Source organism: Bifidobacterium gallicum DSM 20093 = LMG 11596 (genome assembly GCF_000741205.1).
In the GTDB taxonomy this organism is placed as follows: Bacteria; Actinomycetota; Actinomycetes; order Actinomycetales; family Bifidobacteriaceae; genus Bifidobacterium; species Bifidobacterium gallicum.
Genome location: NZ_JGYW01000001.1, coordinates 69,014 through 81,329 on the forward strand (window position 1 = coordinate 69,014; position 12,316 = coordinate 81,329).

Below are 12,316 nucleotides of genomic sequence, written 5' to 3' on the forward strand. Positions count from 1 at the left end.
TTGCAGCCCGCGCGGCACAACGGCAATGCTGCCGACAAACGCTCGGCAACGCTCGTCACCCAACGACTGACAACGCTCGCCGCTCCACCCAGTCTCCTACCCCCATACCAACACAAAAAGCCCCGTGCCCCACTGGTTACCTAGGTAACCAGTGGGCACGGACCTGTAGCAAGTACTACCAAGTACTACCAAATACTCTATCGAGCTCGACAGCTCAGCAGCTCAGCTGCTCAGCAGTGCTCAAGCTGTCAAGCTCAGCAGACTCACTCCTGAACCTGGGCGCGAGCGATCTTGCCCGTGAACGAGTTGGCCTCGTCAGCGTCCTTGGCGGCCTCGTTGTTCCAAGAGAACATGGCGCGCAGCTTCGGGCCCACCTCTTCGATGCGCACGTTCGAGTACTCTTCCTGCAGCTGCTTGAACTTCGGAGCGCCGGCAGCCTGGTCGTCCATGAATTCCTGGGCGAAGGAGCCGTCCTGGATGCGCTGCAGGTGGTACTGCATGCGCTCGCGAGTGTGCTCGTCGATGACGGTGTTGACGTAATCGCCGTACTGAGCGGTGTCGGAGCAGGACCAACGATCCTTGTTCAGGCCGCCTTCGTTCATCAGGTCAACGATCATCTTGAGCTCGTGGCACACCTCGAAGTAGGCGATTTCCGGCTGGTAACCAGCGTCGGTCAGCACCTCGAAGCCCATCTCGACAAGCTTGTTCACGCCGCCGAGCAGCACGTTCTGCTCACCGAACAGATCGGTTTCGGTCTCTTCCTTGAACGTCGTCTTGATGGCGCCTGCACGCAGGGCACCCATGCCCTTGGCATAAGCCAGGGCCAGATCCCAGCCGTCACCGCGAGGATCCTGCTCAACGGCCGTCACGACCGGCACGCCACGGCCAGCGGCGTACTCACGACGCACGATGTGGCCCGGGCCCTTCGGGGCAACCATGAAGACCGGGTGGTCCTCAGTCGGCTTGATGTAGCCGTAGTGAATGTTGAAGCCGTGTGCGAAAGCCAGAGCGGCGCCCGGCTTGATGTTCGGCTCAATGTCGTTCTCCCAGATCGCCTTCTGATGCTGATCAGGAGCCAGAATCATGATGACATCAGCTTCCTTGGCGGCATCGGCAACGCTCTTGACTTCAAGGCCCTGCTCCTTGGCGAATTCAACGGACTTCGAGTTCGGACGCAGGCCGACAACAACGTCGACGCCCGAATCACGCAGGTTCAGCGCGTGGGCGTGGCCCTGCGAGCCGTAACCGATGATGGCGACCTTCTTGCCGTCGAGGACCGAGAGGTCACCGTCGTTTTCGTACCAGATCTGTGCTGCCATGGATGGCACTCCTTCTTACTGTTTCAAAGTGTGGCGCGAAGCCACGGTCATGGTGTGTTTGCTTCAGTCGTGCCTGCAAACGCCCCCAATTTCGATTGCGGGCAACCCGTTTTGGCGGGATGTGCGTGCATCATCAGCGATTCTGTCGTTGAGACTGCGCCCCATGTTACCCAAACGACGAGGGGTCATGGCCTCTCGTCCACCTTTCGGAAACCGGGCAGCAATCATTCACAACTCACGCACATTGCCAAGCCGTTCCAACCCGCTCAATCCATACGATACGTGTATTATTCCAGCGTTTTGCAAGATTCACGAGGCCCACACGGCTGCCTGCCCATTCCGGTCACATGCTGAGATGCCGATATGAGTCGGGGGGATGCTCAGCCTCAGCCTGCCCCCACATTCCTCGCATGTTCCCCGCGCTCGCCCTGGCGCTCCCCGCACTCTCACCTCTCGCCTCTCACCTCGCCCCCTTCTCTCACTGCCCAACTCTCCCCCGTTTCCGCCACAACCACCACCATCAATAAAACGTTCAAAAGGCACCAAAGAAGGCGCCCCGCACATCTGCATGGAGGTTCAGATGCCGTACGGGACGCCTGTATATCTCAGGGGTTCGCTTCATTCTTGCGCACTGCCGGCTTTAGAAACCGGCCGGCCTGGCGTGATTATGACTGCGGCACATCACCCGACTGCATCGACTGGAACACGTTGACGTTGTCCTTGTCGTATTCGTAGATGCCGATGCTCGCGGAGCTCGGGTCGTTGTTCTTGTTGAACGCGCCGATGCCCGTCTTGCCCGAGTACTGGATCTTCTTCTTGTCCTTGATCAGCGCCTTGCAAGCCTTGAAGCTGTCGCACTTCTCGCCGCCGTCGGCGCCGGAGACCGAAGCCAGGTTCTTCTGGATTGTCTCGCCAGACACGTCACCGCCCTGCTCGGCCGCCAAGGCCGCGAGGATCACGGCGTCATAGGTTTCAGCCGCATAGGTCGTGTCCGAAATCTTCACACCGGTACCTTTGAGCGCCTCAAGGAACGCATCATCCACATGCACACCCGGAATTGTGCCCTTTGAACCTTCCAGCAATCCGGGTTCGTAGGTGTTTGAATAATCGACCGTGTTACCATCGACCAGATACAGCTTGTGCGTATCCACGCCTGTCGAAGAAAGCGCCTTGATCAACGGCGTCGCCTGGTCGTACGAGATGACGAGCGTCGCGTCGGCGCCCGAGTTCTTGACTGCCGAGGCAATCGATGCGTAGTTCGTCTCGGCCGGATCAAATGCATCTTTGTCGCCGTACACCACTTCAACGCCTGAATCCTTAAGCTGCTCAAGAATCACGTCACGCATGCCCGTGCCATACTCGTCGTTGAAACAGGCGATGGCCAGCTTCTTGACGCCGTCACCCGCGATGAGGTTGCCCATGACGGCGCCCTGCACGGCATCCGGGGCCACAGTACGGAAGAAATAGGGGTCCATGCCTGAAAGCGTCATCGATGTGGACGCCATCGAAATGACAGGAATCTTTTCCGCCACAATGCTCTTGTAGACGTTCTTGACCACGCCCGACGCGGCCGGTCCAATGACGACCGACGGGTGCTTGGCGAGCACCGACTGCGCGGCCGACGTGTTCTGGTCGGCATGCTCACCATCGGAAGTATCGGCTTCCACTTCCGTCACATCCTTGCCGAGCACGCCACCCGCGGCATTGATGTCTTTGACGGCGAGCTTGATTGCGGCCTCTTCAGGCGGCGCCAGGTAGGAAATCGTGCCCGTGAGCGGCAGCAATGCGCCGATGACCATGCCGCCGTCCGCTGTGGCGCTGGCGCTTGAGGCGCCAGACGTGTCGCTCGACGATCCCGATCCGCAGCCCGACAATGCGAGCATGGCGGCCGCGACCATGGCCGTCACAGCCAGCGCGGCCTTGCGATGCGTCCCCTTCTTGCGCATCGAGTTGCACATCGAACCCGCGCGCTGTGCGCCAAAGCCTTCCATTCGTTCGTTCATTCGATTGTCGTTGGTGTTGTTGCTTGCCATATGAATCACGTTTCCTCCCGTGGGTTGGCGAAGTGCGTAGGTTGTGTGGTTGATTGACGCTCTCTTCGCTCGTATACGTGTCCCCGTCCGCCAGTGCATGGGTCGGTTCTGGGTTGGTGAGCCGCCCACGGGTAACGGTCGGGTGGTGATTCTTTCCCGGCTTTCGGTTCGCCCCGATTTGTTTCAGTTCAAGCGTTCTCTGTGTTGCTTGAACACTCAGTTTGTTGAGACGATAGAATCACTTTCCTTCGTTCTCCACCTCCTCTTCCAGGTTGCCGAGGTACAACTTGATGACCTTCGGATCTTCCATCAGATCGCGGCCGCGGCCCGAGTAGGCGTTGCGACCTTGATCAAGCACATAACCGCGGTCACAGATTTGCAGGCAGCGCCTTGCGTTCTGTTCCACGATGACTACCGACACGCCCGCTTTGTTGACTTGCTTGACACGAATGAATGTTTCGTCTTGCAGCATGGGCGACAGGCCGGCTGAGGGTTCGTCGAGTAGGAGCACGCTGGGTTGCATCATCAACGCGCGTCCCATGGCCACCATCTGCCGTTCACCGCCTGAGAGCTGACCTGCGAGCTGGTTGCGTCGCGTGCCGAGCTTCGGGAAGATTGAGCAGACGTAGTCGAAGCGTTCCGCAAATTTTTTCGGGTTTTGATAAGCGCCCATATGCATGTTTTCGAGGATGGTCAGGCTTGGGAACACGTTTTCGGTTTGCGGCACGAATCCCACGCCGCGCGACACGAGTTTGTCGGCGCGCAGGTTCGTGATGTCCTCGCCGCGCAGCAGCAGGTGGCCTTCATGGATGTGCACGAGTCCGAACAGCGACTTGAGTAGCGTCGACTTGCCCGCGCCGTTTGGCCCGATGATGCCCACAATCTCGCCTTCGTGCAGCGTCAGCGAGGCGCCGTTCAAAATATTGACGCCCGGCAGGTAGCCCGCGAGCAGATCCTGCGCGTCCATCAACGGTTCGCCTTCCGGCTCGCCTACGTGCACCTGGGCTCGCGTCGGTTTCATATTCATTTCTGCGGCGTCTTCCATGGCGGCCTGTGCATCGGATGCCATCGTTGCTGTTGAGCTCATTGCACGTCCTCACTTCCGTCGTCGTCGTTGTCAATCGAATCGATGTCGGCCAAATCGATGTTGGCGTGCGCTCCCAGATAGGCGTCCACCACGGCCGGATCGTCCATCACGGTCTTGGGTTGGCCTTCGGCAACGATTTTGCCTTCAGCCATCACAGTGACCCAGTCGGCGATGTGGCGCACCATGTTGATGTCGTGTTCCACGAACAGCACGGTTGTGCCGTCTTCGCGCAGGCTGATGATGTGGTCGAGCAGCGACTGCTTGAGCGCCGGGTTCACGCCGGCCATGGGTTCGTCGAGCATCACGAGCTTGGGATCGGACATCAGCGCGCGAGCCATTTCGAGCAGTTTGCGCTGACCGCCCGAGAGGCCGCCCGCATAATCGTCTTTTTTCTTGAACAGCAGGAAGCGTTCAAGCAACGCTTCGGCTTTCTCACGGTTTTCTTTTTCGTGCTTCTTCCACGCTCCAGGCCACAGCGCGCGCAGCATGCCTTCGCCCGGTTGCACGGGAGCGCCCAGCAACATGTTGTCGAGCACGGTCAGGCGACTCATGACTTTGGTCAGCTGGAACGTGCGCACCATGCCGCCTTTGGCGACTTTTTCGGGTTGCACGTGGGCCATGTCCTGGCCGTCAAAATGCCAGGTGCCCGTGTTGGGTGTGTCGAAGCCTGTCATCAGGTTGAAGAATGTCGTTTTGCCGGCGCCGTTCGGGCCGATCAGCGCCGTGATGCCGTGACGTTCGATTTCGAAGTGTTCGACGTCCACGGCGGTCATGCCGCCGAATTTGCGCGTCACATTGTCGGCCACAAGGATCGGGTCAGGCTTGTGCACGCCGGCCTTGTTTTCCACATACATCAGGTCCTGGGTCACGCGGTCGCCGTACGCCGTGGAGATCAGCTGTTCGCCTTCAGGAGCTTTCGTGGCCCATTTGGCCAGGTCAAAGAATGCGCCGACCGGCTGGGTGCGCTCCTCGCCCACGTTGATCGGTGTGGGAGCGTTTGGATCAGTGGTTTGGTTCGTATTGGAATCACGCATTGAACGCCAGCTCCTTCTTGTTGCCGAGAATGCCTTGCGGCCTGAAGATCACGAGGCACATGAGCGCGACACCCACGATGACCCATCCGAGCGCCTCGATCTGGTTGGACGACATCACGGTTTCGGGAATGCTCACACGCATCACTTCCTTGACGAGTGTCAGCAGCACCCACAGCACGCAGGAACCGAGAATCGGGCCCATAATCGTGGCCGCGCCGCCGAGCAGCAGAATCGTCCAGGTGTAGAACGTGACCGTGCGGCCCAGTGAGTCAGGCTGTACCGAACGCGGCAGTACGAACACGATGCCGGCGATTGCGCCGAACAGGCCTCCGAGGATCAACGCTTGCATCTTGTACTTCGTGACGTTCTTGCCAAGCGACTTGATCGCGTTTTCGTCTTCACGGATGCCTTTGAGCACGCGGCCCCATGGGGAGTTGAACCAGCGCCAGCACAGCACGGCCGCAATGGCCACGAGGATCCAGGCCACAATGCGCAGCCACCAGGAGTTCGCGATGTTGTTGTTGTACGTCCACAGCAGGAACGTGGTGCTGCCGTCAGGCAATGGGGACAACGCTTCAAACTGTGTCGTAAAGTCTTGCGGGGAGATGCCGGCCGAGCCACCCGTCACATGTGTCATGGCCGTGGAGCGTGCCACAATGCGCACAATCTCGGCGGCCGCCAACGTGACCATGGCCAGGTAGTCGGGACCAAGTTTGAGTGTTGGAATGCCGAGCAGCAATCCGTAAATGGCCGCGAGCACCAGAGCCGTGACAATCGAGATGAACAGGTTGCCGCCCATGGCTTGTGTGATGGCGAAACCGTAGGCGCCGAGCAACATGAAGCCGGCCTGACCCATGTTCATCAAGCCTGTCATGCCGAAGTGGATGTTCAAGCCCATGGCGGCCAGCGCATAGGCTGCCGTGGTCGGCGCCATGAGCTCGCCGAGCACATTTGTGATAATCGTTAAAGCGTTCATATCAGCCAATCCTTTGCTGCTTGCCGAAGATGCCCTGCGGACGGATCAACAGGACGATGATGAGGATTGCCAACGCCGAGGCGTAGCGCATGTCGGATGGGATGAACAGCGAGCTCATGTCCGCCACAATGCCGATGACGAGCGAGCCGACGAGTGCACCGTTGGCTGTGCCAAGGCCGCCCAACGTGACTGCGGCGAACATCAGCATCAGCAGCGTGGCGCCTGTATTCCAGGAGATGCCGTTGAGGTAGATGCCCATGAGCACACCAGACAATGCGGCCAGACCACAGGCCAGCGTCCAGACCACGCGCACCACGCGGTTGACGTTGATGCCTGAAGCTGCAGCGAGTGCTGAATTGTCGGAGACTGCGCGTGTGGCGCGTCCCAAGCGTGTGCGGTAGAGGAAGAAGGTGACGCCGGCGATCACGATGATCGCGATGGCCGCAGCGAGCAGCGATGGCGCATTCGTTGTGATCGGGCCGATTTGAATCGCTTCAGGAATCGACTTGGTGATGCCTTTGATGTCGCCGCCAAAGAAGCACTGGAACAGATACTGCAAGGCCATTGACAGACCGATGGTCACAATCATCTGCTGCAGCGGTCCAATGCGCTTCTTGCGCAGCGGCCCCCAGATCAGCACGTCTTCAATGAAGCCCGTCAATGCGCCGATCACAATCGCGAAAACCGCGGCCAGCCAGATTGGCATGTGCATGACTTGCGCACCCAGGTAAGCCATCAAACCACCGAGTGTGACCTGCTCGCCATGCGAGAAGGAGCTCAGGCCAGTGGTGCCGTAAATGAGGTTCATACCCACCGACATCAGCGCGAGCATCAGGCCGAACAGGATGCCCGAATACAGCTGCTGCCAGAACCGCTTCGTGAAGTTCGATCCGCTCGGACCCGTAGCAGAGTCACTCGACGAGGACGAGCTTGAGGAACCCGACGAGTTGCTCTTGGCGCTTGAACCCGCTGATTTGGATGCTTCATCGAAACGGACGACCGCGCGCTGCTTGCCAAAATCGTTTTTCTTGACTTCAACCGTGGCCGAATCCGTTTTCAGGCCATTGTCTTGCATGGCGGCCTTCGGAATCGTGACCGTATACTTGCCATCCGCGTTGACCGCGAATGCCCAGCTACCGTCTGCCGCCGTGGTTGTCGTGGCTTTCTCCGCGCCAGAAAGCGTGACTTCCACGCCGCCGATCGGCTTTTTGTCGGATGTTTGCAGAATGCCGTTCACACAGCCGACTTCCGCGGTCGGGTTGCATTTGTCCACTGCTTCAGCGGCATGGGCTTGCATCGGACTGAACGCCACGAGGGCAACCAGCGACGCGAGCAACGCAATCATCATCACAATGACGCGTCGCCACCGCCGCACAGGTACAGATGTTCTCATTCACGTTCTCCCTCTCTAGATGGGAATCAACCTAAAGAAGAAATGCGTGAACGCTGTTGCCGAATGATTTCCTGCTCGTTTCCATGATTTCGCAGTAATTTCATGTGGTATGGCCGCCGCCACCCGTTCCACCCCACCCCGCTCAACCCCAGTAATTCCCTAATTTCCAGCGCTTGTTACGGTTTGAAAACACCCCCACCCGCCCTACGCTCACAGAGAAATTTCCCACCCCCAACAATCTCACCATGCGTTCACCCCAAAAAAAATCCGCGCTCCACATACGCAAATCAATCCCCCCACCCCGAAGCCCACCTCACCGCCCCCCCCTGTTGCCAACTTGGCAACAGGGTCATACTGTTGCTGGCAGGTCGAAACAAAACGACCCCGCAACCATGCAGGCGGCCCTCGGCATCGTCGCAAAAACCCGAGGCATGGCACAAATTGCGCAGGAAATCGGCGTTGGACGCGAAAGCCTGTACAAAAGCCTGAGCGAAAAAGGCAATCCTTCGTTCCAGACCATGATGAAAGTCATCCACGCGCTCGGCGGCCGACTGACTATCGTCCCCGCCCATTCCGGCGCATCCGTCAAGTCCGCCTGAACATCAGAGCGTTGGGACACTAGAGAAACGTGCCACACAGGCGTGGGTTGGGACGGTGGCGTGGCATGGACGGAAATGAAAATAGCAGCCGACTACAGTGAGCCGATCCACCAGCCCAGGCACACGCACAGGAACGGCAGCACGAGCGTGAGCAGCATGTACAGCATGCCGACCACGAACCGGCGGCCGCGAATCAGCGCGACCATCTCATTGATGGCCGTCGAAAACGTCGAGAAACCACCCAAAAAGCCCGTGACGAACAGCAGATACGTGCTGTAGTCCACCGTGTTGTAGAAGTACGCGGCCGCCGCGATACCCGCGCACAAGGCTGCGAGAATGTTGATGATGAACGTCGAGAGCGGGAACACGCGCGCCCACCAGCGTTGGATCGACGTGTTCAGCACGAACCGCGCGACGGCTCCGAGGCCGCCGCAACAACAGACAAGTAGAAACTGGCCGAACATCAGTGCACCTCCCCCGTCAACGGGTCGGCGACGAGCGGAATCTCGTCGGTCGTCGGGTCAGGTTCACCGGGAACGGCACCGGTTCCAGCACCGGCAGGCAGCGCGGAAAGCTGTCCTGACGCGTCCGTCACGTCGGTCGCGGGGGCTCCCGGATCGGCGGCCACGGCATGCTGCGCACTCTCGGCCGCCGAGTGCCCGGCCACAGCCGGATCGGCCGGAACTCTCACTCCAATGGCCGGTTTCGGCGCGTTGTCTATATCTATTTCCGTGATTGCTTGCGCGGCACGGCGAGCAGTAAGCCGCAACCCCAGTGCCGAACCCAACCACGCCACAGCCAGGCCGCAGATGAACGTCATCAACGTGTACAGCAGCAAACCGCCAATCGACGAGTTGTGCATGGCTGTGATATCTTCCACCATCATCGCGCTCAATGTGGAAAAACCGCCACACAAGCCCATGCCAACGCCACGGCTGATGAGCTGACGTGAGCGCCGTCGAATCCAGATTGCTTGGGAAATGTAGGAGCTCAACATGGCGAAACCGAACGTGGCGATCATGTTTGCGATGAACGTGGCCGGATGAAACGCTATCAGCAAGCCGCGCGAACTGGCCGGAGCCGGCATCGCAAGCCACAGCAGATAGCGCAATGCCGTGCCGACGAAGCCGCCGAGGAACACGACGAGATACACGGGCAGGTCTGCCAGCGGGTTGAACTTGCCTTGCACACGCTTGAGCGGGGCCAACGGCACTTTGGGAGGCGCGCTGGCAGCAGCGGCTCCGGTCGGATTCGTGCCCGTGATCACAGGCGCGAACACGGCGGTAACGCTGGGCAAACGCGACAGATTGTTCGACGGAGCCAGCGCCGCGAACTCGCGCGCGGGCTGCGCAGACAAGTCGGGGCGGCCGTGCGGGTAGGCGGGAACCGAGGTGACGCCTGCCGGGAACGAGTCGGGTGCGGCGAATATTTGATCGTCTTCTTGGCGGTCTTCTTGGCTGTCTTGAGCGGCGTTGGGGCCTTGCTCCGCGGCACTTGATGCGGGTGAGGCGGACGGTTCTGCGACTGCGGGCGACGCGGGTGATGGCGACGCGGCTGCTGGAAGTGGCGGAATCGATGCGGCCCCAGCGGAAAACGCCGGCATTGAGGAGATGACGGGCATCTCGGTGATGTCGGGAATTTCCTTGCCCGTATTGCGGTCGCGAATCTCGTCGGGCGTGGCGTCGAACGCATCGGCAGGCACGTCTTCGAGGAACTGGTCATGGGCGACGAGTCGTTCCTCAGCCTGCTCACGCGACGCTTCGGTCTGTTCAAGTGAGTTGGACTGCTCACGCAAGTCTTCGGATTCGCGAGATTCGTCGGATTGCGCACTAGCGCGCGCCACCGAACGCCGTTGCGCAGCGTGGCGCACGGCGCTCGGCATGTCGGGCTGGTCGGATTCTTCTTGGTGGTCGGGACCGTCCGGCAGGGAGGGGATATTGTCAGACACGGGTCAACCCACCAATTCAATCCACCAGAGAATTGATCTCAATGATGTGGTCGCGCTCGGGGCCTGTGCCGATTACGGAAATACGGCAATTCGAAAGCTCCTCAAGACGCTTCACATAAGCCTGGCAAGTGGCCGGCAAATCGTTGAAATCATGGATTTGCGAAATATCTTCGCTCCAACCCGGCATCGTCTCATAAATCGGCTTGGCTGCGGCGAAGGCGACCTGGTCGGCCGGCATGTCGTCGTAGCGCACGCCATCCACATCGTAGGCCACGCAAATCGGGATTTGCTCAAGGCCTGTCAACACATCAAGCTTCGTCAGCACAATGTCAGTCAAGCCGTTGACCTGTGTGGCGTAACGGTTGACGACGGCATCGAACCAGCCGCAGCGGCGCGGGCGGCCTGTCGTCACGCCATATTCGTGACCTTGGGCGCGCAGCCAATCGCCTTGCTCATCAAACAGTTCGGTCGGGAACGGACCTTCGCCAACACGCGTGACGTACGCTTTGGCCACGCCGATCACGCGGTTGATCTTGGTCGGGCCCACGCCCGTACCCGTGCAAGCGCCGCCAGCCGTCGGGTTCGACGACGTGACGAACGGATAAGTGCCGTGGTCGATGTCGAGCATCGTGGCCTGCCCGCCTTCGAACAGCACGGTTTTGCCGGCAGTGAGTGCATCGTTCAGAATCAACGACGTGTTGGCCGCGTAGGGACGCAGACGCTCACCGAGTTCAAGCAGCTCATCGACCGTGCGGTCAACGTCGATGGCACGGCGGTTATACAGCTTGACGAGCATCTGGTTCTTCTGATGCAGGCTGTTGGCCACCTTGTCGCGCAGCACGTCCTCATGGAACAGGTCGGAAATACGAATGCCGACGCGGTTGATCTTGTCGGCGTAAGCCGGTCCGATGCCACGGCCTGTTGTGCCGATCTTCTTCTTGCCGGCGAAGCGTTCGGTCACCTTGTCAATCGTGCGATGGTAGGGGGCAATCACATGCGCGGATTCACTGATCAGCAGACGCGAGCAGTCAATGCCACGGCTCTGCAACCCATCAATCTCTTCAAACAGCACGGCCGGGTCAACGACCACGCCATTGCCAATCACAGGGATCGCGCGCGGGCTGATAATGCCGGACGGCAGCAAATGCAATGCATAGGATTCATCGCCGACCACCACAGTATGGCCCGCGTTGTTGCCGCCATTGAAGCGCGCGACATAATCGACCTCCGTGCCGATCAAGTCCGTCGCTTTGCCTTTGCCTTCGTCACCCCACTGTGCGCCAATCAACACGATTCCGGGCATGGTCTCCTCCGCTCCACTCCGCTGTCAGACGTCACAAGCATACGCGCGACCCCCTACGCAATAAAGACCCATATCACATTGGGAGCGGCTGCCCACACTAAACGCCGCCGCGTTGTAGCGACACCGCCTCCGTTGCAAAAACCGCTCCCCACACCCGCCGTCTACCCCAGCGAGACCACTGCAACCGCCCAAACCGCATCTCCCCTGACCAACCCGGTCAGAAAAACCGCACTTCCACTCCCAAAACTGCATCTCTCCTGACCAGGTTGGTACGGAAAGATGCACTTTGGGCCACAAAACTGCAGTTCCCCTGACCAGCCTAGTCAGGAAAGATGCAGTTTCAGCTCCAAACCGTAACTCCCCTGACCAGCCTGGTACGGAAAGACGCAGTTTGAAGGATGAAACCGTAATCCCACTGACCGCGCTGGTCAGGAAAGATGCAGTTTTGCGTCCCAAACCGTAGTTTTCCTGACCAGCCTGGTAAGGAAAGATGCATTTGAGGTACGGAAGTAGCGGTTGGTTGTACCAGCTCGGTCAGGAAAGATGCACTTTGCATAAAAATCCGGCCCGGCACCACCCGGCCAACACGAAAAACCGCATCCCCAACCCGAAAATGCATCTCCC

9 protein-coding genes and 1 pseudogene are annotated in these 12,316 nt (G+C 59.5%); 1 reads left to right on the forward strand and 9 read right to left on the reverse strand.

Features of this window, described 5'->3' with window-relative positions:
- Positions 1-263: 263 nt before the first annotated feature.
- The 6 genes from ilvC to BGLCM_RS00290 all read right to left on the reverse strand — a co-directional run bounded on the left by ilvC (position 264) and on the right by BGLCM_RS00290 (position 7,842).
- Entirely contained in the window at positions 264-1,319 is a 1,056-nt protein-coding gene (gene ilvC, locus BGLCM_RS00265; RefSeq protein WP_006295529.1) for a ketol-acid reductoisomerase, read from the reverse strand.
- 665 nt (positions 1,320-1,984) lie between these two features.
- On the reverse strand, positions 1,985-3,265 hold the full coding sequence (locus BGLCM_RS00270; protein ID WP_148401428.1) for an ABC transporter substrate-binding protein: 1,281 nt from the start codon (positions 3,263-3,265) through the stop codon (positions 1,985-1,987).
- A 325-nt stretch (positions 3,266-3,590) separates the two neighbouring features.
- Complete coding sequence (locus tag BGLCM_RS00275) at positions 3,591-4,379, reverse strand: ABC transporter ATP-binding protein (protein ID WP_238548604.1); 789 nt, start codon at positions 4,377-4,379, stop codon at positions 3,591-3,593.
- A 56-nt stretch (positions 4,380-4,435) separates the two neighbouring features.
- Complete coding sequence (locus BGLCM_RS00280) at positions 4,436-5,473, reverse strand: ABC transporter ATP-binding protein (RefSeq protein ID WP_006295533.1); 1,038 nt, start codon at positions 5,471-5,473, stop codon at positions 4,436-4,438.
- Entirely contained in the window at positions 5,466-6,449 is a 984-nt protein-coding gene (locus BGLCM_RS00285) for a branched-chain amino acid ABC transporter permease (RefSeq protein WP_006295534.1), read from the reverse strand. The genes BGLCM_RS00280 and BGLCM_RS00285 overlap by 8 nt, the downstream gene beginning before the upstream one ends.
- A 1-nt stretch (position 6,450) precedes the next feature.
- A complete protein-coding gene (locus tag BGLCM_RS00290) occupies positions 6,451-7,842 on the reverse strand; it encodes a branched-chain amino acid ABC transporter permease (protein ID WP_044084334.1) in 1,392 nt (463 codons plus the stop codon).
- A gap of 368 nt (positions 7,843-8,210) precedes the next feature.
- Between BGLCM_RS00290 and BGLCM_RS08150 the strand changes: the two are divergent.
- A pseudogene (locus tag BGLCM_RS08150) lies at positions 8,211-8,441 on the forward strand (addiction module antidote protein); the annotation flags it as partial.
- 92 nt (positions 8,442-8,533) lie between these two features.
- On the opposite strand, the gene BGLCM_RS00300 reads toward BGLCM_RS08150, so the two are convergent.
- The 3 genes from BGLCM_RS00300 to BGLCM_RS00310 are packed head-to-tail and all read right to left on the reverse strand — an operon-like array spanning position 8,534 to position 11,692.
- Entirely contained in the window at positions 8,534-8,905 is a 372-nt protein-coding gene (locus tag BGLCM_RS00300) for a fluoride efflux transporter FluC (protein WP_006295538.1), read from the reverse strand.
- On the reverse strand, positions 8,905-10,389 hold the full coding sequence (locus tag BGLCM_RS07875; RefSeq protein WP_006295539.1) for a fluoride efflux transporter FluC: 1,485 nt from the start codon (positions 10,387-10,389) through the stop codon (positions 8,905-8,907). The genes BGLCM_RS00300 and BGLCM_RS07875 overlap by 1 nt, the downstream gene beginning before the upstream one ends.
- Positions 10,390-10,405: 16 nt before the next feature.
- Entirely contained in the window at positions 10,406-11,692 is a 1,287-nt protein-coding gene (locus tag BGLCM_RS00310; protein ID WP_006295540.1) for an adenylosuccinate synthase, read from the reverse strand.
- Positions 11,693-12,316: the final 624 nt, after the last annotated feature.

Coding starts and splice junctions, on each gene's coding strand:
- BGLCM_RS00275 (WP_238548604.1), bottom strand. CDS start 4,379: ATGAATATGAAACCGACGCGAGCCCAGGTGCACGTAGGCGAGCCGGAA.
- BGLCM_RS00270 (WP_148401428.1), bottom strand. CDS start 3,265: ATGCGCAAGAAGGGGACGCATCGCAAGGCCGCGCTGGCTGTGACGGCC.
- ilvC (WP_006295529.1), bottom strand. CDS start 1,319: ATGGCAGCACAGATCTGGTACGAAAACGACGGTGACCTCTCGGTCCTC.
- BGLCM_RS00280 (WP_006295533.1), bottom strand. CDS start 5,473: ATGCGTGATTCCAATACGAACCAAACCACTGATCCAAACGCTCCCACA.
- BGLCM_RS00285 (WP_006295534.1), bottom strand. CDS start 6,449: ATGAACGCTTTAACGATTATCACAAATGTGCTCGGCGAGCTCATGGCG.
- BGLCM_RS00300 (WP_006295538.1), bottom strand. CDS start 8,905: ATGTTCGGCCAGTTTCTACTTGTCTGTTGTTGCGGCGGCCTCGGAGCC.
- BGLCM_RS00310 (WP_006295540.1), bottom strand. CDS start 11,692: ATGCCCGGAATCGTGTTGATTGGCGCACAGTGGGGTGACGAAGGCAAA.
- BGLCM_RS00290 (WP_044084334.1), bottom strand. CDS start 7,842: ATGAGAACATCTGTACCTGTGCGGCGGTGGCGACGCGTCATTGTGATG.